This is a genomic window from Streptomyces caeruleatus, from assembly GCF_001514235.1.
GTDB lineage: Bacteria > Actinomycetota > Actinomycetes > Streptomycetales > Streptomycetaceae > Streptomyces > Streptomyces caeruleatus.
In genome coordinates, this window is record NZ_KQ948930.1 from 501,531 (window position 1) to 527,195 (window position 25,665).

General features: G+C 71.6%; 18 protein-coding genes. 14 read left to right on the forward strand and 4 right to left on the reverse strand.

Annotation, left to right across the window (positions count from 1 at the left end):
- Positions 1-226: 226 nt before the first annotated feature.
- The 7 genes from AQJ67_RS23415 (at position 227) to AQJ67_RS23445 (ending at position 12,584) form a co-directional block, all read left to right on the forward strand.
- Entirely contained in the window at positions 227-1,609 is a 1,383-nt protein-coding gene (locus AQJ67_RS23415) for an ABC transporter substrate-binding protein (protein ID WP_062721013.1), read from the forward strand.
- A gap of 4 nt (positions 1,610-1,613) precedes the next feature.
- On the forward strand, positions 1,614-2,960 hold the full coding sequence (locus AQJ67_RS23420) for a carbohydrate ABC transporter permease (RefSeq protein WP_425264174.1): 1,347 nt from the start codon (positions 1,614-1,616) through the stop codon (positions 2,958-2,960).
- A complete protein-coding gene (locus tag AQJ67_RS23425) occupies positions 2,957-3,814 on the forward strand; it encodes a carbohydrate ABC transporter permease (protein WP_062721015.1) in 858 nt (285 codons plus the stop codon). The genes AQJ67_RS23420 and AQJ67_RS23425 overlap by 4 nt, the downstream gene beginning before the upstream one ends.
- Positions 3,815-3,982: 168 nt before the next feature.
- Positions 3,983-6,337: a bifunctional glycosyltransferase/CDP-glycerol:glycerophosphate glycerophosphotransferase gene (locus AQJ67_RS23430; protein ID WP_079056108.1), complete on the forward strand. Its 2,355-nt coding sequence runs from the start codon at positions 3,983-3,985 to the stop codon at positions 6,335-6,337.
- Between the two features lie 37 nt (positions 6,338-6,374).
- Positions 6,375-8,576 carry a CDP-glycerol glycerophosphotransferase family protein gene (locus tag AQJ67_RS23435; protein WP_062721016.1) on the forward strand — a complete coding sequence of 734 codons (2,202 nt, stop codon included), beginning with the start codon at positions 6,375-6,377 and terminating at the stop codon, positions 8,574-8,576.
- Between the two features lies 1 nt (position 8,577).
- Positions 8,578-10,830 (forward strand): bifunctional glycosyltransferase/CDP-glycerol:glycerophosphate glycerophosphotransferase, encoded by a 2,253-nt coding sequence (locus tag AQJ67_RS23440; protein ID WP_062721017.1) that lies wholly within the window; start codon positions 8,578-8,580, stop codon positions 10,828-10,830.
- A gap of 50 nt (positions 10,831-10,880) precedes the next feature.
- The gene (locus AQJ67_RS23445; protein ID WP_244190557.1) at positions 10,881-12,584 is read left to right on the forward strand and encodes a hypothetical protein; all 1,704 of its coding nucleotides are present in this window, start codon (positions 10,881-10,883) and stop codon (positions 12,582-12,584) included.
- 33 nt (positions 12,585-12,617) lie between these two features.
- On the opposite strand, the gene AQJ67_RS23450 is transcribed toward AQJ67_RS23445, so the two are convergent.
- The gene (locus AQJ67_RS23450; RefSeq protein ID WP_062721018.1) at positions 12,618-13,031 is read right to left on the reverse strand and encodes an organic hydroperoxide resistance protein; all 414 of its coding nucleotides are present in this window, start codon (positions 13,029-13,031) and stop codon (positions 12,618-12,620) included.
- 126 nt (positions 13,032-13,157) lie between these two features.
- On the opposite strand from AQJ67_RS23450, the gene AQJ67_RS23455 reads away from it, so the two are divergent.
- From AQJ67_RS23455 to galE, 3 genes are all read left to right on the forward strand, one after another.
- Positions 13,158-13,652 (forward strand): MarR family winged helix-turn-helix transcriptional regulator, encoded by a 495-nt coding sequence (locus AQJ67_RS23455; protein ID WP_062721019.1) that lies wholly within the window; start codon positions 13,158-13,160, stop codon positions 13,650-13,652.
- A 242-nt stretch (positions 13,653-13,894) separates the two neighbouring features.
- Entirely contained in the window at positions 13,895-15,523 is a 1,629-nt protein-coding gene (locus AQJ67_RS23460; protein ID WP_062721020.1) for a glycosyltransferase family 2 protein, read from the forward strand.
- A gap of 29 nt (positions 15,524-15,552) precedes the next feature.
- A complete protein-coding gene (gene galE, locus AQJ67_RS23465; RefSeq protein ID WP_062721021.1) occupies positions 15,553-16,533 on the forward strand; it encodes a UDP-glucose 4-epimerase GalE in 981 nt (326 codons plus the stop codon).
- Between the two features lie 45 nt (positions 16,534-16,578).
- On the opposite strand, the gene AQJ67_RS23470 is transcribed toward galE, so the two are convergent.
- Together AQJ67_RS23470 and AQJ67_RS23475 are read right to left on the reverse strand one after the other, a co-directional pair.
- The gene (locus AQJ67_RS23470) at positions 16,579-17,223 is read right to left on the reverse strand and encodes a response regulator (RefSeq protein ID WP_062721022.1); all 645 of its coding nucleotides are present in this window, start codon (positions 17,221-17,223) and stop codon (positions 16,579-16,581) included.
- Positions 17,224-17,257: 34 nt separating this feature from the next.
- A complete protein-coding gene (locus tag AQJ67_RS23475; RefSeq protein ID WP_062721023.1) occupies positions 17,258-17,884 on the reverse strand; it encodes a TetR/AcrR family transcriptional regulator in 627 nt (208 codons plus the stop codon).
- Positions 17,885-18,140: 256 nt separating this feature from the next.
- On the opposite strand from AQJ67_RS23475, the gene AQJ67_RS23480 reads away from it, so the two are divergent.
- The 4 genes from AQJ67_RS23480 (at position 18,141) to AQJ67_RS23495 (ending at position 24,021) form a co-directional block, all read left to right on the forward strand.
- A complete protein-coding gene (locus AQJ67_RS23480; RefSeq protein ID WP_062721024.1) occupies positions 18,141-19,064 on the forward strand; it encodes an ABC transporter permease in 924 nt (307 codons plus the stop codon).
- The gene (locus tag AQJ67_RS23485) at positions 19,057-19,842 is read left to right on the forward strand and encodes an ABC transporter ATP-binding protein (protein WP_062721025.1); all 786 of its coding nucleotides are present in this window, start codon (positions 19,057-19,059) and stop codon (positions 19,840-19,842) included. Before AQJ67_RS23480 ends, AQJ67_RS23485 begins: the two co-directional genes overlap by 8 nt.
- Positions 19,843-20,068: 226 nt before the next feature.
- Positions 20,069-22,351, forward strand: coding sequence for a CDP-glycerol:glycerophosphate glycerophosphotransferase (locus tag AQJ67_RS23490; RefSeq protein ID WP_062721026.1), 2,283 nt, complete (start codon positions 20,069-20,071; stop codon positions 22,349-22,351).
- The gene (locus tag AQJ67_RS23495; protein ID WP_062721027.1) at positions 22,348-24,021 is read left to right on the forward strand and encodes a glycosyltransferase family 2 protein; all 1,674 of its coding nucleotides are present in this window, start codon (positions 22,348-22,350) and stop codon (positions 24,019-24,021) included. The genes AQJ67_RS23490 and AQJ67_RS23495 overlap by 4 nt, the downstream gene beginning before the upstream one ends.
- A gap of 151 nt (positions 24,022-24,172) precedes the next feature.
- Here the strand turns inward: AQJ67_RS23495 and AQJ67_RS23500 are convergent, their stop codons facing one another.
- Positions 24,173-25,639, reverse strand: coding sequence for a hypothetical protein (locus AQJ67_RS23500; RefSeq protein WP_079056109.1), 1,467 nt, complete (start codon positions 25,637-25,639; stop codon positions 24,173-24,175).
- Positions 25,640-25,665: the final 26 nt, after the last annotated feature.

A 25,665-nucleotide genomic window follows, 5' to 3' on the forward strand; every position in this document is an offset into this window, starting at 1 on the left:
CAGCCTGTCCGGCGCTTGAGGACGAGGCCGTTCAGGCCGATAGCGGGGGTCTGGGGGCGGCAGCCCTCAGCGACGTTCACACCAACGCTGGGTGCCTGGTCACGAGGCGGTCACGATCCCCTGCTTGACAGCGGACGCGGTCTTGCCGACCCCAAACCCAAGGCGTAGACCAGATCGCACGGGACAGCGCTCGAACGTTCGACGAGGCACGAAGAACGGGGCAGTCATGCGCAGCACGAGCAGCAGGAACCGGACAAGCAGGGCCGCACGGGCCGCGGCGGCCGTACTCGCGGGCGCCCTCGCGGTCTCGCTCACCGCATGCGGTGGCGACGACGACAACGGCAGTGGCAACGAACAGGGCGGGACCGGTCAGGAGACCGGCAGCACCGTCACCCTTCCCAAGCTGAACGGCGAATCCCTTGAGGTCGCCGCCGTCTGGACCGGTGCCGAACAGGCCAACTTCAAGAAGGTCCTCGCGGAGTTCGAGAAGCGCACGGGCGCCAAGGTGACCTTCGTGCCCGCACAGGACCCGATCATCAACTTCCTCGGCTCGAAGGTCGCGGGCGGCCAGCCGCCGGACATCGCGATGCTTCCGCAGCCCGGCGCGATCAAGCAGGCCGTCGAAAAGAAGTGGGCCAAGCCCCTCGGCGCCGACGCGATCAAGGAGCTCCAGGAGAACTACTCGCAGGGCTGGCAGAACATCGGCAAGGTCGACGACAAGCAGTACGGCGTCTACTACAAGGCCGCCAACAAGTCCCTGATCTGGTACAACAACCAGGTTTTCGAGAACGCCGGGGCGAGTGAGCCCAAGACGTGGGACGAGCTGCTCACCACCGCCCAGACCGTCTACGACTCCGGTGTCACACCGTTCTCGGTCGGCGGCGCCGAGGGCTGGACCCTCACCGACTGGTTCGAGAACGTCTATCTCTCCCAGGCCGGTCCGGAGAAGTACGACCAGCTGGCCAAGCACGAGATCAAGTGGACCGATCCGTCCGTGAAGGACGCGCTGACCACGCTCGCCCAGGTGTGGGGCAAGAAGGACTATGTGGCGGGCGGCGCGACCGGCGCGCTCCAGACGGACTTCCCGGCCTCCGTCACCCAGACCTTCACCGGTGGCGACCAGCCGAAGGCCGCCATGGTCTACGAGGGCGACTTCGCGCAGGTCAACATCACACAGGCCAAGGCCGAGGTGGGCACGGACGCGAAGGTGTTCCCGTTCCCGACCGTCGGTGACACGGCGCCCGTCGTGTCCGGCGGCGACGCGGCCGTCATCCTCCAGGACTCCAAGGCGGCGCAGGCCCTGGCCACCTGGCTCGCCTCCCCGGAGGCGGCGACGATCCAGGCGAAGCTCGGCGGCTACCTCTCGCCGAACAAGAACGTCGACAACTCGGCGTACCCGAACGACGTCCAGCGGAAGATCGCCAAGGCGCTCATCGACTCCGGTGACGACTTCCGCTTCGACATGTCCGACCAGGCCCCGCAGGCCTTCGGCGGTACGCCCGGCAAGGGCGAGTGGAAGGCCCTGCAGGACTTCCTGAAGAACCCGTCGGACATCGCGGGCACGCAGGCGAAGCTGGAAGCCGACGCGGCCGCGGCGTACGGAAACTGACGCGATGGCGTCGACACAGGCGGCAGGGGGCGGCGCGCCTCCTGCCGCACCCAAGTCGCGCAGGAGCGTGACCGGCACCCGCAGGGCCGTGGCGGCGCTGTTCCTGCTGCCCGCCCTGGTGCTGCTCGGCGCGCTCGTGGTCTACCCGATCGGGTACTCGGTCATCCGCAGCTTCTACGACCAGTCCGGCGACGGGTTCGCCGGGTTCGACAACTACCAGGCGCTCTTCACGGACGACGGCATCCGCACGGCCCTCAAGAACAACGTCATCTGGGTGGTGTTCGCCCCGACCGTCGCCACCGCGCTCGGTCTGATCTTCGCGGTGCTGACCGAACGGGTCCGCTGGGGCACGGCGTTCAAGCTGGTCGTCTTCATGCCGATGGCGATCTCGATGCTGGCGGCGGGCATCATCTTCCGGCTGGTCTACGACCAGGACCCGGACAAGGGCGTCGCGAACGCGGTGTGGGTGGGCGTCCATGACACCTTCGCGCAGTCGTCGGCGTTCCCGAAGGCCCATCCGGGCCGGGAGTCGCCGCTCGAAGCGGCACCGGGCGGCGGGTTCATCACCAAGGCCACCGTGAGCGCCGGCACGCCGGTCACCCTGCCCCTCGTGGGCGTCGCCCCCGACCAGATGCCGGACGACGCCAAGAGGGCCGTACAGGCGAAGGCCGATCCGGACGGGATCACCGGCACCACCTGGCAGGACTTCACACGCGGCAAGGGCGTGGGCACGCTCGGCGGGGTCGACGCGTCCGAGCTGGGATACGCCGGGTTGAGGATCGAGGCCGTCAAGGACGGCAAGGTGGTCGCCTCCACGAACGCCGCCGACGACGGTACGTTCACGCTGCCGGCCGCCGCCGAAGGGGCCCAACTGCGCTTGCCGCCGGACAACTTCAAGGAGCCGTACAACGGCGTGGACTGGCTCGGCCCGTCCCTCGTCACGCCGTCCATCATCGTCTCGTACATCTGGATGTGGGCCGGTTTCGCGATGGTGCTGATCGCGGCCGGGCTGGCGGGCATCCCGCGCGACCTGCTGGAGGCGGCCCGTGTCGACGGCGCGGGCGAGTGGCAGGTGTTCCGCAGGGTCACCGTGCCCCTGCTGGCACCCGTGCTCGCGGTCGTCACCGTCACCCTGATGATCAACGTCCTGAAGGTCTTCGACCTGGTCTTCATCATCGCCCCGGGCTCCTCCCAGGACGACGCGAACGTCCTCGCCCTGGAGCTCTACCGCAAGGGCTTCTCCGAGGACCAGCCAGGCATCGCCAGCGCCATCGCGGTGTTCCTGCTGCTGCTGGTGATCCCGGTCATGTGGTTCAACGTCCGTAGGTTGCGACGGGAGGTGCGGCGATGAGTAAGGAGTCCCTCGGCTCCCGGCTGGCCTCTTTCGTCAGCGGTGGGCTGGTGCGGGTGTTCCTGGTCGTCGTCGGCCTGTTCTGGCTGGTCCCGACGATCGGTCTGCTGCTGTCGTCGCTGCGGCCGCCGGAGGAGATGACGGTGAGCGGCTGGTGGGAGGTCTTCAGCAAGCCCTCCCAGCTCACCTTCGAGAGCTACGACAAGCTCCTCGGCAACAGCGACATCACCGACTCGATCCTCAACACCGTGCTGATCACCGTCCCGGCGACGGTCCTGGTCGTCGTCATCGGCTCGCTCGCGGGCTACGCGTTCGCGTGGATGGAGTTCCCGGGCCGCGACTGGTGGTTCCTGGGCGTGGTCGGGCTGCTGGTGGTGCCGGTGCAGGTGGCGCTGATCCCGATCGCCGAACTGTTCGGCAACATCGGCATCTTCGGCTCCCTGATCGGCGTGATCCTCTTCCATGTCGGCTTCGGGCTGCCGTTCGCGGTGTTCCTGCTGCGGAACTTCTTCGCGGAGATCCCGAGGGAGCTGCTGGAGGCGGCGCGGCTGGACGGCGCCGGTGAACTGCGGCTGTTCTTCCGTGTCGTGATGCCGCTCGGCGGTCCGGCCATCGCCGCGCTCGGCATCTTCCAGTTCCTGTGGGTGTGGAACGACATGCTGGTCGCGCTGATCTTCACGGACGCCGACAGCCAGCCGATCACGGTCGCGTTGCAGACCCAGGTACGGCAGTTCGGCAACAACATCGACATCCTGGCGCCCGGCGCGTTCATCTCCATGGTGATCCCGCTGGTCGTGTTCTTCGCGTTCCAGCGGCAGTTCGTGTCCGGCGTGATGGCGGGCGCGGTCAAGTAGCGCAAGGACAAGCACACTTGAGGGGGCGGGCCGTCATCGGTCCGCCCCCGTTCGTTCATCCGTGATCCCCCGTATGCCGTACCTCTCCGTAACCAAGTCACTCCTTTGGCCGTTGCCGGGCAAGGCGCGCTCGCCGCCTACCGTCCCGGTCGACCAAGTGGATGTCCCTTGCCCAGGTTCAGTGTCATTGTCCCCGCGTACAAGGTTCAGGCGTACCTGCACGAGTGCCTGGAATCTGTGCTCTCCCAGTCGTACCCCGATCTCGAAGTGATCGCCGTCGACGACTGCTCGCCGGACGCGTGCGGCGCGATCATCGACGAGTTCGCGGCCCGCGACCAGCGGGTACGTCCCGTGCACCTCGCCGAGAACCAGGGCCTCGGGCCCGCTCGCAACGCCGGTGTCGCGGCGGCCACCGGCGACTACCTGATCTTCCTGGACAGCGACGACACCCTCACCCCGGACGCCCTGCACACGATCGCCGACCGGCTGAAGGAGACCGGTGAGCCGGACGTCCTGGTCTACGACTACGCGCGGACCTTCTGGACCGGCGAGACCGTCCGCAACCAGGTCGCGACCCTGCTCTCGGAGGAGGGCCCGGCGCCGTTCCGGCTGGCGGACCGGCCGGGGCTGCTGCGGCTGCTGATGGTCGCCTGGAACAAGGCGTACCGCCGGGAGTTCGTCGAGCAGGAGGGCTTCGCCTTCCCGCCCGGCTACTACGAGGACACGCCGTGGACGTACCCGGTACTGATGACGGCGGAGTCGATCGCGACCCTGGACCGGGTGTGCGTGCACTACCGGCAGCGGCGCCGGGGCGCCATCCTCGGCACGGTCAGCCCGCGGCACTTCGACATCTTCGAGCAGTACGAGCGGGTCTTCGCCTACGTCGACCAGAACCCCGAACTCGCCCGGTGGCGGCCGATGTTGTTCCGTCGGATGGTCCACCACCTGGTGGTGGTGTTCGCCCGGCGCGACCGTCTCCCGCGCCGCAGCCGCGCCGCGTTCCTGCGCAAGGCCCGCACCCACTACCGCCGTTACCGCTCCCCCGGCGTCCCCGTACCGCCGCGCGCCCGGGTCCACCACACCCTGATCCGGCTGGGCCTGCACCGCACGTACCGCGCCCTGCAGCTGACGTTCGCCCTGGCCCGGCGTACCGCCAAGGTCACGGGCCGGCTGCTGAAGGGTCTGCGTTCGGCCGTCCTGCGGCTGCACTACCGCATCCAGCGCAGCCTGCCCGTGCGTGCCGACCGTGCCGTGTTCGCCGCCGAGGGCGTCCGCGGTCACGGCTGTCACCCGGGCGCCCTGGAGCAGGCGTTCCGCACCCACGCGCCGCACATCCGCACGGCCTGGGTCGCCGAGGCCGAGCAGGCCGACGCCGTCCCGTCCGGCACCCGCCGGCTGCGGCCCGGTTCGGCCGCCTACTGGACGGCCCTCGCCCGCTCCAAGTACCTCGTCCACAACGCCGGTTTCGACCGTCGTCTGGTCAAGCGCCCCGGCCAGGTCTTCGTGCAGACCCAGCGGGGCACCCCGCTCAAGCACCAGGGCCTGGACCTGCGGGAACGCCCGGCCGCCGCGGGTGACCTGGACGTCGACGAGCTCCTCGACAACGTCGACAAGTGGGACTACGTGGTCTCCGCCAACCGCCACTCCACCCTGACCTGGGAACGCGTCCACCCGGGCACGTACCGGACCCTGGAGTACGGCAGCCCGCGCGACGACGTCTTCCAGCAGGCGACGTCGGCCGACGTGGCCCGGATCCGTGAGCAGCTCGGTATCCCCGAGGGCTCGGTGGTGATCCTCTACGCACCCACCCACCGCGACTACCGCCGCACCCAGCGCAGCACGCTCGACCTGCCCCGCGTCCTGCGCCGGCTGGGCCCCCGCTACGTCGTCCTGGCCCGCGCCCACCGCCGGCACGGTGGCCCGCTCACCGACGCCACCGAGCCCGGCCGGCTCATCGACGTCACCGACCACCCGAGCGTCGAGTCGCTGTGCCTCGCCTCGGACGCCCTGGTCACCGACTACTCGTCCCTCATGTTCGACTACGCCAACCTGGACCGGCCGATCGTCATCCACGCCGACGACGCCGAGGCGTACGAGGCCGCGCGCGGCACCTACTTCGACCTGCGGTCCTTCCCGCCTGGTGCGGTGGCGCGCAGTGAGGACGAGCTGATCGACATCTTCGCCACCGGGCACTGGCGGGGCTCGCGTTCCGTGCAGCTGCGGTCGGCGTTCCGGGAGCGGTTCTGCCCGCACGACGACGGGCGCGCCGCCGAGCGGGTCGTCCGCCATGTGGTGCTGGGCGAGACCGACTTGCCGCCGGTCGTGCCGCTGGACCGGCGCCACCCCGTTCCGTCCCCGGCCGCGGAGCGCTCCGCGGAGGGTGCCGCGGAGCGCGCCGCGGAGGGTGCCGCGACAGGTCGTCGGTCGTCTGCCGCGCCGTCGTGGCGGGTCGCGCAGTTCCCCGCGCCCCTGAGGGGCGATGCGGTCCCGCTTATTGAGACGAAAGCCGACTCGGCCTCCTGAAGAACCCGGCTGCCAGAACCTCGACAGAAAGAGCAGTATGCCCCGCTTCAGCATCATCGTTCCGTCCCATGGGGTCGCCGGCCGGCTGTCCCAGGCGCTGGACTCGGTGCTCGGCCAGTCCTTCGGCGACTTCGAGCTGATCCCGGTCTGTGACGCCCCGGGCTCACCGGCGGCGGACGTGGCCGCCGGGTACGCCGAGCGGGACTGCCGGGTGGCGCCCGTGCACGCGCCCCCGGCGGCCGGTCTGGCGGGGGCGCGCAACGCGGGGCTGCGGGCGGCGCTGGGCGACTGGCTGCTGTTCCTGGACGGCGACGACGTGCTGGTGCCGGGCGCGCTGGCGGCGCTGGACGCCCGGCTGCGCGAGACCGGTGACGTGGACGTCCTGTACTTCGAGCACGAGCGGACCCCGTGGTGGACGGGCGAGCCGAGCAACCCGGCCGCGCTGCTGCTGGCACGGGCGCCGGGCGGGGTCTTCGCGCCGCGCGAGGCGGCCGGGCTGACGGGCGTCCAGCTCCCGGCGTGGAGTGCGGCCTACCGGCGGGTCTTCCTCCTGGACCAGGAACTCGCCTTCCCCGACGGCCACTTCACCGACGTCGGCTTCGGCGGTCTGGTCGTGTTGTGCGCCGAGCGCATGGCGGTGCTGCGGCAGGTCGTCGTACGGCATCTGCTGCGGCGGCAGGGCAACCGGCTGAACCTCCCGGGGGAGCACCACTTCGAGCTGCTCGACCAGGTCGAGCTGGTGCTGGCGCGGGCCGCCGGGCACGGGCTGTCCGCGCGACGGCTCGGGCCGCTGTTCGAGCAGCTCTTCGCCGCCGTGCTGAAGACGGCGGCCCATCCGCGACGGCTGCCGGGCCGGCGCCGTGCCTTCTTCCGGCGGGCGAGCGGGCTCTACCGGCGGTACCGGCCCGCCGGGTTCCGTGCGCCGGGCGGGAGCGTCGGGGTCCAGCACCGGCTGCTGGCGCGGGGGGCGTACGCGGCGTTCCGGGCGCTGCGCGGCGCCAACCAGGCAGCGGTGAAGGTCACTTCGTCCGTTCCGCGGCCGCGCGGGCTGCGCACCCGACTGCGCTACCGCGTGCAGTTGCGCCGCCGTCTGGACCAGAACCTCGCCGTGTACTGCGCGTACTGGGGCCGGGGCTACACCTGCAACCCCGCCGCGATCCACGCCAAGGCGCGGGAACTGGCCCCGCATCTGCGCGCGGTGTTCCTGGTCGAGCCGGACGCGGTGGACAGTGTGCCGAGCGACGTGGAGTACGCGGTCATCGGCAGCCCCAAGTACTGGGACGTGCTCGCGCGGGCCAAGTACCTGGTCAACAACGCCAACTTCGCGGACGCCGTGGTCAAGCGCCGGGGCAGTGTGCATCTGTCGACCCAGCACGGCACCCCGCTGAAGAAGATGGGCGCCGACCAGGCGACGTACCCCGTGGTGGCCGCGGCGACCGGCAGCTTCGCCAGGCTGCTGGCCCGCGTCGACCGCTGGGACTACAACCTCACCTCCAACCGGCACTCCACGCAGATGTGGGAGAGCGCGTACCCCGCCGCGCACGAGACCCTTGAGTACGGCTATCCGCGCAACGACGCCTATTACACGTCGACCGCCGCCGACGTGGCCCGCGTCCGCCGCGAACTCGGCGTCCCCGAGGGCAAGAAGGCCCTGCTCTACGCGCCGACGCACCGCGACCACGCCACCGGCTTCGAGACGGGCCTGGACCTCGACGCGCTGTGCGAGGAGATCGGCGACGAGTACGTGGTGCTGCTGCGCGCCCACTACTTCTACGACCGGGGCGGCGCGCGCGGCGGCGGCCGGGTCATCGACGTCACCGGGCACCGCTCGTCGGAGGACGTGTGCCTGGCCGCCGACGCGCTGATCACCGACTACTCCTCGATCATGTTCGACTACGCCAACCTGGACCGGCCGATCGTGGTGTACGCGGACGACTGGGAGGTCTACCGGGAGCTGCGGGGCGTCTACTTCGACCTGATGGAGGAGCCGCCGGGGCGGGTGGCCCGGACGCCGGGGGAGCTGGCGGCGGTGTTCCGCGACGGCTCGTGGGCGGACGAGGAGGCGGGGGCGCTGCGGGCCGCGTTCCGGGAGCGGTTCTGCCAGTTCGACGACGGACAGGCCGCCGAGCGGGTCGTCCGCCGGGTGCTGCTGGGCGAGCCGCCCGAGGCGATCCCGCCGGTGATCCCGCTCGCCGAGCGCATCCCCGCCCCCGCCGCCGCGACCCTAGTGAGGAACTGACGTGCCCCGCTTCAGCATCATCGTGCCCGTCTTCAAGGTGCAGGGCTTCCTGCGGGAGTGCCTGGACTCGGTGCTCGGGCAGTCGTACCCCGACTTCGAGGTGATCGCGGTCGACGACCGCTCCCCCGACAGCTGCCCCGCCATCCTGGACGGCTACGCCGGGCGCGACGCACGCGTGCGCGTGCTGCACCTGCCGGAGAACGTCGGCCTCGGCCGGGCCCGTAACGCCGGCCTTGAGCAGGCGAGCGGCGACTACGTCCTGTTCCTCGACAGCGACGACTGCTACACGCCGGGTCTGCTGGCCGCCGTGGCCGCGCGTCTGGAGGCGGGCGACGACCCGGACATCGTGGTCTTCGACCACGTACGCACCCACTGGTGGGGACGCGGCGGCCGCAGTACGGCGGCGGACCTGCTGGCCGCGGCCGGTACGGGCACCTTCAGCGTCCGCGAGAAGCCGGAGTACCTGCATCTGTTCCTGGTCGCCTGGAACAAGGCGTACCGGCGGGACTTCTTCCTGAAGCACGGGCTGCGCTACGCGCCGGGGCTGTACGAGGACGCGCCCGTCACCTACCGCTCGATGGTGCTGGCCGACCGCGTCGCCTGTCTGGAGCGGATCGGGGTGGAGTACCGGCAGCGCCGGCAGGGGGCGATCACCAGGACGCCGGGGCGGCGGCACTTCGACATCTTCCCGCAGTACGAGGGGCTGTTCAGGTTCGTCGAAGCTCGGCCGGACCTGGAGTGGGCGCGTCCGCTGCTGTTCGAACGGGCCCTGGACCACATGCTGTTCGTGCTCGCGCGCGAGGACCGGGTGCGGCCCGCCGACCGGCCGGACTTCTACCGCGAGATCCGCTCCTTCCACACCCGTCACGTCCCGGAGGGGGGCTTCGCCCTGCCCGACGGATGGCGCGGTCAGGAGATGCGGCTGCTGGCGACGGCGCCCTACGCGTCGTACGCCGTGGCACGTGGGCTGCGCGAGGTGCGGCGGGTGGCGGGGGCCGGTAAGCGGCGGGTGACGCGGGCGGCGTCGCAGCGGGCCCAACGGGCCTGGTACGCCGTCCGGTCGAGGCTGCCGCTCGATCCCGACCTGGCCGTGTACTCGGCGTTCTCGCATCGCGGGGTGCTGGGTGATCCGGCGGCGATCCACGCCAAGGCCGGTGAGATCGCCCCGCACATCAAGGGCGTGTGGGTGGTGCAGGAGGACGCGGTGGACACGCTGCCGCCCGGCACAGACTTCGTGGTTCCGGGCTCGCGGCGCTACCACGAGGTCATGGCGCGGGCCACGTACTGGGTGAACAACGTCAACTGGCCCGGCACCCTGGCCAAGCGCCCCGGCACCGTCCACGTCCAGACCCACCAGGGCACCCCGCTCAAGTACATGGCGGCCGACCTGCTGACCAAGCCCGGCGCCCGGCACGGCTTCGACGTGCCGAAGATGCTGTGGCGGGCCGACCGCTGGGACTACAGCCTGGTCGCCAACCGGCATTCGGAGCTGGCGTGGGAGCGGGCGTACCCGTGTCACTTCACCTCGCTGCGCACGGGCAGCCCGCGCAACGACGTGCTGGTCAACGCGGGTCCACAGGCCGGTGAGGCCGCCCGCGCGCGGCTCGGTGTGCCCGCGGGGGACACCGTCGTGCTGTACGCGCCGACCCGTCGCGAGTACCGCAGGGGCGGGCATGTCGACCGGATCGACCTGGCCCGGTTCGCCCGGGACCTGGGTCCGGGCCACACGCTCGTCGTGCGCCTGCATCCCTCGCTGGCGCAGGGCACGGCTCGCGGGACGGGGCTGGCCGATCTGCACCGGCGGGGCGTGCTGATCGACGCGACGGACGAACCGCGGGTCGAGGACGTGCTGCTCGCCGCCGACGTCCTGGTCACCGACTACTCCGCCCTGATGTTCGACTACGCCAACCTGGACCGGCCGATCGTGATCCACGCCGACGACTGGGGGGCGTACGTGGCGAGCCGGGGCGCCTACTTCGACATCACGGCCGACGCGCCGGGCCATGTGTCGCGCTCGTACCGGGAGTTGGCGTGGCTGTTCGCGTCCGGGACGTGGCAGGACGGGGAGTCGGCGCGGTTGCGGGCCGGGTTCCGGGAGCGGTTCTGCGAGTTCGACGACGGGTTGGCCGCCGAGCGGGTCGTACGGACGCTGATGCTGGGTGAGCGGATGCCGGAGCCGCCGGGCGGGGTGGAGCCGGGAGGGGTGGGGCGGGTGCCGGCTCCGGCGGCACCGGGGGCTCACTCGATGAGGTGATGTGAGGCGAAGCCGTTGCCCCGACCGGTTCGGCCGGGAACATACGGCAAATGCCTCAAACCCACACAGACTCCACGACCAGAGCCGCGGGCGCGTCCGTCGGTGTCCTCGTCCGGAGGACCGTGCGCGGCGCTAGGGCGTGTTGCGAAAGTCCCGTCGTCCGCCCGGCAGGCGGGGCTTTCGCAACACGCCCTGGTGCCCTGCGCGGCGGCCGCAGTTGGCGTCCGACGCCGTACCAGGTCTTCGGCTTCGCCTTCTTCCTGGTGATGTTGCTGGCGTACTGGGCCGTGCCGTTGTGCTGCGACGCGGGTCAGCACGCGGCGGTCGTGGAACGCCTCAAGGCGAACCTGCTGCACCCGCGCCATCCGATGGCGGATCTGCCGGGCGCGGGCAGCCCGTACTACTCGCCGTACGCGGTCGCGCAGGGCGCGTTCGCCCGGCTGACGGGGCTGGGCGGCTGGGAGGTGGTGCGGCTGGCCGGTGTGCTCAACCTGCTCGTGCTGCTGACCGGCATCGGCCGTCTCGTGCGGGTGCTGACGCCGAGGCCGTGGGCGCCGGTGCTGGCGCTGGGGGCGATGACGCTGCTGTGGGGGACCGAGCGGGCCTGGTGGAGCGGCTATCTGAACCTGATGTCGATGACCGGGAACCTCGGCTACCCCTCGGCCTTCGCCATCGGGCTGACCTTCTGGGCATGGGCGCTGACGGGGGCGCGGGCGCGGGCACGGGGGCAGGAGGGGGAACACGGCAATGGGCGTCGGCAGGGCCGGGGGGCCGTCCGGTACGTCGGTCCGAGCGGGCTGCCGGGTCTTGCCGGGTATGTGGGGCTGGGCGCGCTGTACGGGCTGGTCCTGCTGATCCATCCGATCACCGCGGTGGCGGCGGTGCTGGGGGCGGTGGCGTTCGTCGCCGGGTGGCAGCGCGGGTGGCGGCGGGGTGCCGTGGGGGTGCGGTGGGGGGCGATGGCGGCCGCGGCGGTGCTGGTCGCCGGGGGGTGGCCGTACTTCGACGTGTTCGCGCTGGCCGGGGACAGCAGCGTGGACTGGATGCACCAGCGGTTGTACGCGGACCTCGGTGGGCAGTTCTGGCTGGCGCTGCTGGGACTGCCGGCGCTGTGGCTGCGGTGGCGGAGGGGTTCCCGGCAGGATCCGCTGGTGCTGCTGTTCGCCCTCGACTGCCTGGTGGTGGCGTACGGCTGGGTCAGCGGCCACTACACGTACGGCAGGATCCTCGGGCTCACCCTCGTGCCCTTGCAGTTCGCGCTCGCGGTGGAGCTGGCGGCACCCCGGCCGTGGGGCAGGGTGCGGCGGGTGCTGGGCGGGGCGGCGGCCGTCGGGGCGTGCGTCGGGTTCCTGACCGTGCAGGGCGGGGCGGTCGTGCCGCGCGTGCTGGACCCGGTCGGGCTGGAGCAGCCGTCGCTCTGGCCGTCGTACGCGTGGGTGGCACGGCATGTCGCCAAGGGCGAGGTGGTCATCTCGGACGGGCATTTCGCGCCGCGCTCGCTGCCCGGATACGGGCCGAACCTCGCCGCGCCGATCTGGCCCGACCCCGCCCTGGACGAGCGGGAACGCGAGCGCCGGCTCGCCGATGTCCGCGCCTACCTCGCCCCGGACTCGACCCGCGCCGGGCGCACGGCCGTCGCCCGGCGCTACCACGCGCGCTGGCTGCTGCTGACGCGGTGGAAGCGGGTGCCGGAGGAGGCGGTGGTGGTGGCGTGGAGCCGGGAGACGGGGGAGGTGCTGGCGCGGATCGGGTGACCGTCGGTCCGGGGTGGGGTTACTCGATGACGGTTACTCGATGACGAGGTCGACGTCGATGTTGCCGCGGGTGGCGTTGGAGTAGGGGCAGACCTGGTGGGCCTGCTCGACCAGCTTGCGGCCGGTCGCCTCGTCCAGGGCGTCGGGCAGCTCGACGCGCAGCGTCACCTTCAGGCCGAAGCCCTCGCCCTGCTTGCCTATGCCGACCTCGGCGGTGACGGCGGCGTCGGAGACGTCGACCTTGGCCGCGCGGCCGACGAGGCCGAGGGCGCTGCCGAAGCAGGCGGCGTACCCGGCGGCGAAGAGCTGCTCCGGGTTGGTGCCCTGCCCGTTGCCGCCGAGCTCCACCGGCATGGCGAGCGCGAGGTCGATCTTGCCGTCGTTGGTGACGGCGCGGCCCTCGCGGCCGTGGGTGGCGGTGGCGACAGCGGTGTAGAGCGCGTCCATGGGAAACCATCCCTCTCGAGTCGAGTCACGGTCGGCGGCTCGGTCTTCGGCCGCCGCACGACCACAAGTAGAGCACACAATTCAATTGGGCACAACTAAATGATGGGCACGAGTTACCCTGGAACCATGACGACCACGCCCGCGGCCGACTGGCTCCGCCTCGACCAGCAGATCTGCTTCTCCCTGAACGCCGCGTCCCGCGCCTTCGGCGGCGTCTACCGCGTGGTCCTGAAGGACCTCGGGCTCACCTATCCGCAGTACCTGGTGATGCTGGTGCTCTGGGAGCACGGCGACCTGCCCGTGAAGAAGCTGGGCGAACACCTGCGCCTCGACTCCGGCACCCTGTCGCCACTGCTCAAGCGGCTGGAGGCGGCGGGCCTGGTACGCCGGGAGCGCAGCGCCCGCGACGAGCGCTCGGTGGAGGTGCGGCTGACCGAGGAGGGCACGGCGCTGCGCGAACGGGCGCTTCAGGTGCCGCGCCGGATCGCCACCGCGACGGGCTTCGACGTGGACGAGATCCGCGCGCTGCGGGCACGGCTGGACCAGCTCACCGAGGCGCTGGACGCCGCCGCGGCGGAGGAGGCGGCCGCGGAGGCGGCGGCAGCGGGGCGCGGCGCGTAGCCTGCCGGGGTTCGCGGCCGTAGGGCAGTGAGGCCGTGCCGTGGGAGCGGTGAGGCCGTGCCGTGGGAGCGGTGAGGCCGCAGGGGCGGTGACGCCCTGAGGGCCGATGAGGCCGCCGTCTCCGAAACGCCGCCGCACGCGAGTGAACCCGCCTTCACCTCCCGACGTCTTCCGGAACGCGCCCCAAGTCCCCCCTAACGGGCGATTGCGCATTATTCCTACGATTCCGGAACGTGGCCTCTATGCACGCTCACGCCCCCCGCCTCGCGCGCGCCCCCCAGGTCGGCGTCATCGTCATCGGCTACAACGACTCCGCGCATGTGACGACCGCCGTCCGCTCGGCACTGGCGCAGGGGCCCGCAGTCCGTGAGGTCGTCGCCGTGGACGACTGCTCGACGGACGACAGCGTGGGCCTGCTCGACCGCCTCGCCGCGACCGATCCACGCCTGAAGGTGGTCCGGCGCCGGGTCAACAGCGGCGGTTGCGGCAGCCCGCGCAACACCGGGCTCGACCGGGTGACCTCGCCGTACGTGATGTTCCTCGACAGCGACGACGTACTGCCGCCGGGCGCGGTGGACGCGCTGCTCGCGGCGGCGACGGGGGCGGACGCGGAGGTGGCGGGCGGGCTGTGCGTGCGGCGGGAGCTGCCCGGACGGCGCGAAGTGCCCTGGCAGGCGCCCCTGTACGCCACGCACGCCGTCCTCGAACACCCCGCTCAGCGCCCGCGCCTGGTCCACGACACCCTCTGCGTGAACAAGCTCTACCGCACCGACTTCCTGCGCGAGAACGGCATCCGCTTCCCCGAAGGCCGCTTCCCCTACGAGGACTTCGTCTTCACCGCGCGCGTGCTCGCCGCCCGGCCGCGCATGGCCCTCGTCCCGGACCGGGTGTACGTCTGGCACGTGCGCCGCTCGGCCGACCGGCTGTCGATCTCCCTGGACCGCGCCGACATCGCCAACTGGCGGGCGCGCACGGAGGCGTGCCGGCTGGCGTACGAGATCCTGCTGGGCGCCGGACAGAAGGAGCTGGCGCGGGCGGCACGCGCCAAGTTCCTCGACCACGAGCTGCGGATATACGCCCGTGAGCTGGGGTTGCGCCACGAGCGGTACCGGCGCGCGTGGTGGGCGCACACGCGGGCGTGTCTCGCGGAGTACGACACGTCCGACTGGGCCCACAACCCCACGGCGCCCGGCCGCCTCATCGGCCGGGTTGTCCTGGCCTCCCCCGAGCCCCGCGACCTCCCCCGCCTGCGGGACCTGGCCTCCCGCCCGGCCCGCCTCCTCCCGCCGTACGCCCGCTCGCCCGACGGCACTCCCGTCTGGTCGGCCGACCTGCCCGAGGTCACCCTGGAGCCGCTGCTGACCCGCCCCGTCCACGTCCTCCCGCTCGCCGTCGACGCGGAACTGCGCCCACGCGCGCGTACCGCCCTGCTGCGGCTGCGCCTGCACGAGCTGTACGGCAGGGTGGCGCAGGCGGGGCCGGAGGCGCTGGAGGTGGAGTGGCGGTGCCGGGAGACGGGGGTCGAGGCGGGGGCGCGTACGAGGGTGCCGCTCGGGTCGTGCCCCGCTGACGAGGAAGGTGTCCGGTCGGCGGAGGTGACGGTGTACTGGGCGGCGTTCCGGGCGGGCACGTGGGATCTCCGGCTGCGCGTGCGCTTCCGGGGCGGCGCGTACCGCGAGGTCACGGCGCACGCGGTGACGGGCGCCGGTCTGCTGCGCCGACGAGCCGCGATCGGCGCCGGGCACGCGGTCGTCCTCGTCCAGCCGTACGCCACCCACTCGGGGGCGCTGGCACTGCGCGTCGCCCACGGCTCACGGGGGGTGCTGTCGGTTCTGCGCGGCAGACTCCGCCGCCTGCTTCACTGTCACTGACTTCACTTGTCACGAGGGGACGGCCGCACATGACCTGGCTGATCACCGGCGGCGCCGGCTACATCGGGGCGCACGTCGTACGGGCGATGACCGAGGCGGGCGAGCACGCCGTGGTGTACGACGACCTGTCCACCGGCATCGCCGACCGCGTGCCGGACGGCGTCCCGCTGGTCGTGGGCTCCACCCTGGACGGCGAGCGCGTCGCCCGTGCCCTCGCGGACCACGGCGTGACCGGCGTGGTCCACCTGGCGGCGAAGAAGCAGGTCGGCGAGTCGGTCGACCTCCCGCTGCACTACTACCGGGAGAACGTCGAGGGCCTGCGCGTCCTGCTGGAGGCCGTCACGGCGGCGGACGTGCCGTCCTTCGTCTTCTCCTCCTCGGCGGCGGTGTACGGCATGCCGGACGTCGACCTGGTGACGGAGGAGACGCCGTGCGTGCCGATGTCGCCGTACGGCGAGACCAAGCTGGCGGGCGAGTGGCTGGTCCGGGCGACGGGCCGCGCGACGGGCCTGTCCACGGCGTCCCTCCGCTACTTCAACGTCGCGGGCGCGGCCACCCCCGAACTCGCCGACACCGGCGTCTACAACCTCATCCCGATGGTCTTCGAGAGGCTCACCGAGAACGCGCCCCCGCGCATCTTCGGCGACGACTACCCGACCCCCGACGGCACCTGCATCCGCGACTACATCCACGTCGTCGACCTCGCCGAGGCCCACGTGGCCGCGGCCCGCGCCCTGCGCTCCTCCCCCGGCCACACCCTCACCCTCAACATCGGCCGCGGCGAGGGCGTCTCCGTCCGCGAGATGATCGACCTCATCAACGCCGTCACCGGCCACGCCCACCCCCCGACCGTCACCCCCCGCCGCCCCGGCGACCCGGCCCGCGTCGTCGCCTCCGCCGACCGCATCGCCACCGAACTGGACTGGAAGGCCAAACACGACGTCCAGGACATGATCACGTCGGCCTGGGACGGCTGGATCCGCCTGCATCCGGAGGCGGCGCGTGACTGATCCGGATCCCTCGCCGGGCGAGCCGGCGCGGCGGCTGAGCGCCGGCTAGGAGTTCTTCAGGTACGTCAGCACGGCCAGTACCCTCCGATGGCCGCTGTCGCTCGGGGGCAGGCCCAGCTTGAGGAAGACGTTTCCGATGTGCTTGTGGACCGCGCGTTCCGTCACGACGAGGGTCTTGGCGATGGTCGCGTTGTCGTGGCCCTCGGCCATCAGGGACAGGACCTCGCGTTCGCGTGGGGTGAGGGAGTCGAGGGGGGAGTCGCGGCGGCGGGTCAGCAGTTCGGTGACGACCTCGGGGTCCAGGGCGGTGCCGCCGGCGGCGACCCGTTCCAGGGCGTCGAGGAACTCGTCGACCCGGCCGACCCGGTCCTTCAGCAGATAGCCGAGGCCGCTCGCGCCGCCGGCGAGCAGTTCGGCGGCGTAGGACTCCTCGACGTACTGGGAAAGGACCAGGACCGGCAGGTCCGGCAGCTCCTTGCGGGCGGCGAGGGCGGCGCGCAGGCCCTCGTCGCGGAAGCTCGGCGGCATCCGTACGTCGAGCACGGCGGCGTCCGGGCGGTGTTCGAGGAGCGCCGGCAGGATCTCGGGGCCGGTGCCGGCGACGGCCACGACCTCGTGTCCGGCCGACGTCAGGAGGAGGACGAGGCCCTCGCGCAGCAGCGCGTTGTCCTCGGCGATCACGACTCTCACGGCAGTTCCGCCTCTACTCCGGTCGCCGTACGGGTCACAGCGCCTTGAGCGCCTGCGTGGTGGACCTGGCCAAGGCGTCCAGATAGCCCTTCGGCAGCTTCCGGCCGCGGGCCACCACCATCCGCCAGTACAACGGGCCCGAGATCAGGTCGAGGGCCAGCTCGGCGTCGAGGCCCGCACGCACCTCGCCGCGCTGCTCCGCTCCGGCGAGGATCTTGCTGGCGACCCCCTCCTGGCCCTGCTCCAGCGCCTTCTGCAGCGCCTCGGCGATCTCCGGGTTGCGGGCCGCCTCCGCCTGCAGGTCGGGGATGATCTGCGAGACGACGGGGTGCCGCAGGGCACGCGAGGTCACCTCGTACAGCATCCGCAGGTCGCCCTCCAGCGAGCCCGTGTTCGGCGTGGGCAGCCCCATGACCGCGACCGCCGAGACCACGTCGAGCACCAGGTGCAGCTTGGAACGCCAACGCCGGTACACCGCCGTCTTGCCGACACCCGCGCGGCGCGCGATGCCCTCTATCGACATCCGCGCATAGCCGACGGCCGCCAGCTCCTCGAAGACCGCCGCCCGGATGGCCTCCGTCACGTCCTCGCGGAGTACGGCCGCCCCGGCGGGGGTCCGGCGGCGCGGGCTCGTCGAGGGCTGGCCGGCGTTCGTCGTCATGCGGACAGCATAGGGCGTAGCGACGATACGGTCCCGTCCCCACGAACGGCCTCGCGGGGGCCGGGAGCAAAACGTCGCACACGTCACGACGAAACGGTTGCGTTCCGACGCCAACGCGTCCTACGCTCACGTTGCGACGATACGGTCCCGTCCCGACGTAAGGAAACGTGAAGAGTCACGTAAGAGAAGAGAACGGAACGGAACGGAACGTCGCAGCCCACCCCTCACCCCCCACCCCCGAACGAAAGCAGCGGATGTGAGCCAGGCCCTCCACACACCGCCCACCACGGCCCCGGTCCCACCCCCCGAGACCGACCTCGCGGCGCTCGCCGCCCGGCACGGACTGGCGGTCAGTGGCGCCCGCCCCTCCCTGCCCCAGTACGTCCGCGAGCTGTGGGCGCGCCGTCACTTCATCGGGGCGTTCTCCACCGCGAAGCTCACGGCCCAGTACAGCCAGGCGAAGCTCGGACAGGTCTGGCAGGTGCTGACGCCGTTGCTGAACGCGGCGGTGTACTACTTCATCTTCGGCAAGCTGATGGGCACCAGCCGCGGTGTGCCGGACTACATCCCGTTCCTGGTGACGGGCGTGTTCGTGTGGACGTTCACCCAGAGCTCGATCATGGCGGGCACCCGCGCGATCTCCGGGAACCTCGGCCTCGTACGCGCCCTGCACTTCCCGCGCGCCGCACTCCCCATCTCCTTCGCGATGCAACAGCTCCAGCAGCTGCTGTTCTCGATGGTGGCCCTGGTCGTCATCCTGCTCTGCCTCGGCATGCCGATCACCGCTTCCTGGGCGCTGACGGTCCCGGCGCTGGTGCTTCAGTCCGTCTTCAACGCCGGCGTCGCGATGATCATGGCCCGGATGGGCGCGAAGACGCCGGACATCGCCCAGCTGATGCCGTTCGTGCTGCGTACGTGGATGTACGCGTCGGGCGTGATGTTCAGCATCAGCCACATGATGGCCAAGCACACGGACACGCCGTCCTGGGTGACGTCGGCGCTCCAGGCCAACCCGGCCGCCGTCTACATCGACCTGATGCGCTTCGCGCTCATCGACAGCTTCCGCGGCGACCAGCTCCCGCCGCACGTGTGGGCCATCGCGACGGGCTGGGCCCTGCTCGCCGGGGTCGGCGGCTTCATCTACTTCTGGAAGGCTGAGGAGACGTACGGCCGTGGCTGACAACACCAGCGAGAACATCCCCACCGTCATCGCCGACGGCGTCGACATCGTCTACCGCGTCAACGGCACCGGCGCCGGCCGCGGCTCCGCCACCGCCGCCCTCAACCGCATCCTGCGCCGCAAGCAGACCGAGAAGGCGGCCGGGGTGCGCAAGGTGCACGCCGTCAAGAAGGTGTCCTTCGTGGCGTACAAGGGCGAGGCCATCGGCCTCATCGGCACCAACGGCTCCGGCAAGTCGACCCTGCTCAAGGCGGTCGCGGGCCTGCTCCCGGTCGAGAACGGCCGTATCTACACCGACGGCCAGCCCTCCCTCCTCGGCGTGAACGCGGCCCTGATGAACGACCTCACCGGCGAGCGCAACGTCCACCTCGGCGGCCTCGCGATGGGCATGTCCCGCGAGCAGGTCAAGGAGCGCTACCAGGAGATCGTCGACTTCTCCGGCATCAACGAGAAGGGCGACTTCATCACCCTCCCCATGCGCACGTACTCCTCCGGCATGGCGGCCCGGCTGCGCTTCTCCATCGCCGCGGCCAAGGACCACGACGTGCTGCTCATCGACGAGGCGCTGGCGACGGGCGACCGTTCGTTCCAGAAGCGCTCCGAGGCCCGGATCCGCGAGCTGCGCAAGCACGCGGGCACGGTGTTCCTGGTGAGCCACAACAACAAGTCGATCCGCGACACCTGCGACCGCGTCCTGTGGCTGGAGCGCGGCGAGCTGCGTATGGACGGGCCGACGAACGACGTCCTGAAGGAGTACGAGGCCTTCACGGGCCGCTAGAGCGACAAGCCGGCGGCCAAGCCGAGCCTGAAGCCCCAGCCCCAGCCCCAGCCCCAGCCCCAGCCCCAACAGAATCGGCGCCCGCCCCTCTTCCCTCCTGAAGCCTCCCCCGTACGGCGCAACCGCGAGTCACCCTTTCATCCCATTAGTGTCACTATGTCCTAGATCGGGTTGAACGCCGACAGGGTGCGCCCGGCGCGATGGAGAAGGTGAAGGAGTCCCCGCGATGCCCGAGCTCAGCGTCATCGTCCACGGACCGAACACCCAGGACCGGCTGACCGGACTCCTCGCCTCGCTGGCCGCCCACCCCCACCCCGAGGTCGAGGTGATCGTGGCCGCGGTCGGCCCCTGGGCCGAGGAGACGGCCCGGGCCCACGCCCCCGAGATGCTGGTGCTGCCCCTGCCGGACGGGACGGACGACGCCACGGCCCGGTCGGCGGGGGCGGCCCGGGCCACCGGGCGCTGGCTGCACTTCGTGCACGCGAAGGACGGACTCCCCGTCGGCGGCCCGCGCCTGGTCGCCGAGCGTGCCGCGGAACTGCCGGACGAGGTGGACGTACTCCTCTTCGACCACGTCCGCTCCACCTGGGAGACCTCCGGCCTCCCCGCCCCGGACGGCCCCCGGCTGGCCCGCGCGGGTCGCGCCGCGCACCGCATCGACGACCTCGCCCGCAGCGCCCTGCGCATCACGCCCCTGCTGGGCAACCGCGCGCTGCGCACCTCCTTCTGGCAGGCGCACGAACCCCAACTCACCACCCCGGACGAGCCGTACGCCGCCTACGCCGCACTCCTCCTCGCCGACCACGTCGCCGCCCTGAACCAAGTGGCGTACGAACACCACGAGCTGCGCCCCGAGAGCCTGCCACCGGTCACGCCCGAGAAGCATTACGCCCTGGTCGACCGCTACGAAAGGCTCCTGGCCATCGCCCTGGCCGTCGTCCGGAACAGTGCCGACGCGTCCCGGGCCACCACCAGGACGCCCCCCCGAACCACCCCCGAGACCACCCCCGAAACCACCCCTCGCTCCCCCTGCCACGCCGTCCTCTACGACGTCATGGTCCGCGACTGCCTGCGCACCTTCGCCCGTACGCCCCTGCCGGACCCCGTGGCCAGGGAGTTCTTCCGCCGCGCCGCCGACGCCGCCGTCCGTCTGCGCCCGCCCGGGTACCGCCGCCCCGCCGGCCCGGAGGGCATCCGCCGAGCCCTGCTCGAAGAGAACGCGTACACCAGGTACCGCGCCTTCCAGGCCGCCAACCGCGCCCGCCGCGCCGCGAAGTCGGCCGTACGAACCCGTAGGCGCCAGGTGGCCGCCGCCCTCGGCGACCGCCACTACCGCACGGCCCTGTCCCGCCCGGTCGACCCCCACCTGGCCGTCTTCTCGGCGTACTGGAACCGCGGAGTCGCCTGCAACCCGGCGGCCATCGCCGCCAAGCTCACCGAACTCGCCCCCCAGATCCACCCGGTGTGGGTGGTGACCCCCGAGAACGCCCCGCTCCTGCCGCCCCACACCGACCATGTGCTCCCCGGCACCCGCCGCTACCGCGAGGTGCTGGCCACGGCCAAGTACCTGGTCAACAACGTCAACTACCCCAACGCGATCGTGAAACGCCCGGACGCCGTCCACCTCCAGACCCACCACGGCACCCCGCTCAAGCGCATGGGCGTGGACCAGATGGAGTTCCCCGCGGCGGCGAAGGGGCTGGACTTCGAGGCGTTGCTCGCCCGGATCGACAAGTGGGACTTCAGCGTCTCGGCGAACAGCCACTCCACCCGGATGTGGGAGCGCGCCTACCCCTCCCGCTTCGTCTCCCTGGACCACGGCTATCCGCGCAACGACGTCTACTACACGGCCACCGCGCCCGACATCCGGTCGATCCGCGCCCGCCTCGGCATCCCCCCGGCCCACCGCGCGATCCTCTACGCCCCCACCCACCGCGACTACGAGGCCGGCTGGACCCCCCGCCTCGACCTCGCCACCCTCGCCGACCAACTCGGCGAGGACACGGTCCTGCTGGTCCGCGGCCACTACTTCTACGGCGGCACCCCGTCCCCGCTGACCGCCCTGCGCCGCACCGGCCGGGTCATCGACGTCTCGGCGTACGACCCCGTAGAGGACCTGTGCCTGGCAGCGGACGCGCTGGTCACGGACTACTCGTCCATCATGTTCGACTACGCCAACCTCGACCGCCCGATCGTCGTCTACGCCGACGACTGGGAGACGTACCGCTCCACCCGCGGCGTCTACTTCGACCTGACGGCCGAGCCGCCCGGCCAGGTCGCCCGCACCCAGCCCGAGCTCACCGAGATCCTCACCACCACGGCCTGGCGCGACGAGGGCGCGGCGAAGGCGCGGGCCGCCTTCCGCCGCCGCTTCTGCGAGTACGACGACGGCCACGCCGCCGAACGGGTCGTACGGCGGGTGTTCCTGGCCGAGAGCGAGGACGCCCTGCCCCCGGTCACCCCGCTGGAGGAACGCACACCGGCGCCGACCCCGGAGGAGGCCGCATGACCCCCGACGCGCCCCCGGACGTCACCGTGACGGTCATCGTCTACAACGACGCCGCACGCCTCCCCCGAGCCGTGGAGTCGGTACGCCGTCAGACCCACGCCAACATCGAGATCATCATCAGCGACGACCACTCCACGGACGAGACCCCGCAGGTCGCCGCGGACCTGGCGGCCCAGGACCCCCGTATCCGCCACCTCCGCCTGCCGCGGAACAGCGGCGGCTGCAGCGCCCCGCGCAACCGGGCCCTGGAGATCGCCCGGGCACCGTACGCGATGTTCCTGGACAGCGACGACGAACTGCCGGACAACGCGGTCGAGTTGCTGTTGGCGGCCCACCGCGAGCGGGAGATCGACTTCGCGATGGGGGCGGTCGTGCGGGTCCGGGAGGACAGCGGCCGCCGTACGAAGTGGATGCCGCACCTGGTCGCGGAGCGCCGCACCGTGATCGGCATCGAGTCCGAACCCCGCCTGCTCTTCGAGCACCTGTCGACGAGCAAGATGTACGCCCGCGCCTTCCTGGACCGCTACGACCTCCGCTTCCCGGAGGGCATCCACTACGAGGACCAGCTGTTCTCGACGCAGGCGTACTGTCTGGCCAAGGAGTTCACGATCATCCCGGAGCCGGTGTACCGCTGGTACATCGCGCCGTACGCGGCCACCGAGGCGGCCTCGATCTCCAACCAGCGCCACAAACTGGACAACGTCCGCGACCGCGTCCACGTCCAGCGCCTCATCGACGACTTCCTCGTCGAGAGCGGCCACGCCGGGCTGCGTGAGGACAAGGACTACAAGTTCCTCAAGCACGACTTCCGGATGTACGCCGGAGACCTCCCCTACCGCGACGAGGAGTGGATGTCGTCCTTCACCGACATCACCGCCCCCTACCTGGAGACCCTCTCCCCCGCCGCCTACGCCCGCCTGCCCCGCATGGAACGCGTGGTCCTGCAGCTGATCCGCGAACACCGCTTCCACGAGGCCCGGTCGGCGGCCCGGGGCCTCGGCCGCGCGGTGGCGCCCCGGCACGTGACACCGGACGCGGACGGCCGCCTGTACTGGGGCACCGCCCTCCCCACCTCCACCTGGGCCCGCCGCGAACTCGACGTCTCCGACCTGGAGCTGGACACCCGCCCCTTCCGCAGCGCCCAGTTCCGCCACGAGATCACCGAGCTCACCCGAGGTCCCGGCGCCTCGATCGACCTCACCATCCGCACCTACGACCCCGGCCTACGCCTCCCCGTGGGCCCCCACCGCGCCGCCCTCCTCCTCACCCCCGGCCGACAGCGCCTGAAGGTCCCCTTCCGCCTCACCCCGACCCGCCCCGGCGTCTACGAGGGCCACGTCCACCTGGACCTGACCACGGCCCCCGTCCCCCACCACGGCTTCGCCGGCGTCCGCCACCCCCTGCTCCGCATCGAACACCAGGGCCAGCCCCACACCGCCGTCCTCCTGGCCCCCCTCTCCTTCCCACCCCTCACCACCCGCATCAACTACCACACCAACACGGCCCCCCACCGCGTCACCATCGAACCGGAGGGCAGAGGCCCCGGCCGCCTCCAGATCCGCTGGCAACCAACAGGCATCACGGCAAGTCTGATCCGCCCACTGGTACGCCGCCTGGCCCGCCCAAGGGTGAGACGAGCGGCCCGCTTGCTGAGAAGCGCGCTGCGCTAGGCAGGCTTCCAGCCCGTCCGACGTCCGAGGACGAGCCGCATTTTCAGCCCGTCCGGCGTTTGAGGACGAGGCCCGAAGGGCCGACAGCGGGGTCGAAGGGGCGGAGCCCCTTCAAGGGATGGGACGGGTAGGGGCGGCGGGGGCGAAAAACTCACCGCACCACCTCATACAGCACCTCCCCACCCGGCCCCCGAGCCACCACCCGCAACCCACGCCCCACCACCCCCCGCCCCACCACCCACCGCACCCCATAAGCCCGCACAATCCCCCGCCGCACCCCCTCCCCCGTCCCCACCGCGAAATACCTCCGCACATCCGCCACCCGCCGCCCCTCATCCGGCAGGAAAAAGTCGGGATACCCAGGCGCCACCGTGTAAGCCCCATACGCCGGAATCTGCCGAGCCACCCCCCTCCGCGCCATGACCACATCCCCGTACTTCACCCACGGCGTGACCCAGTGGTACCCCACCCAAGGCGCCCGGTACTTCCCCGCCACCACCCCCGGCAACACCCCCCGCGGAACGACGTACCCCACCGTCCCCACCTGCGCCCACGCCCCCAGAACCAGCGCCCCACCCAGCACCCCCACCCACACCCCCCGCCACCACCCCCGCACCTCGACCACCACCACCGCGGCAGCGACCTGCGCGGGAATCACCACCGCGGGCAACGCCCGCCCCCACGAGTAGTGCCCACTCACCCCACCCAGCCCCACCACCCCCACCCCCAGCACGAAGAACAGCACCAGCGGATCCCACCGGTCCCGCCACCACCGCACCCCCAACGCCACCACCCCCACCGACACCAGCCAGTACCGCCCCACCAGCCCCCGGTACAGCCCCCGATGCACCGCCTCCAACTCCCCGCCGGCCCCGAACAACGCGAAGAAGTCGTAGTACGGCCACCCCCACAACACCCCCACCCCCACCAACAAGCCCCCGGCCAGGCGCAGCCACACCCCCCGCCCCGCCCGCGCAGCGACCACCGTGGCCAACGCCCCCAACGTGGCCACCACCCCCGAGAACTGATGGCACAGCAGAATCACCGCCCACAGCGCCCCGAGCCCGACCCACACCCCCCACCCGGCCACGCCCCGCACCGCCCCCGCCAGCCACGCCCAGAAGTGAAAGGCCAGCCCCAGCGCGAACACACTCGGATACGACACGGTCAACGCCAGCGAGTTCAGCCCGAGAAACCCGCTCCACGCGAACAGCGAAGTCCCCCACAGAAACACCAGGCACAGCACGGCGAGCGCGGGCGCGGCCCGATGCGCGCTCAGCGTCCGCACGTACCGCCACACCCCGCTGACGAGCAGCCCGAGCCCCACCACGGCCCCGATCCGCAGCACGACGAAGACCGAGAAGCCCGTCACCCGCGCGACGCACCCGAGCACGAGCATCCAAGGCGAGTAGTACGGGCTCGGCGTGTCCGCGTCGACCAGCGGATTGCCGGGGTCGACCAGGCTGTGCCGCAGACGTTCGACGGTCGCCGCGTGCATCCCGAGGTCACCGGCCCACGGCAGCCGGACGATCACCAGCACAAGCAGCAGAACGACCAGCGCGGCAGCGATCTGCGGAACGACCGTCGTCCTGCGCAGCGCGTCCCGGATCGTACTCACGCGAGCACTGTAATTCCCGTTTTGCC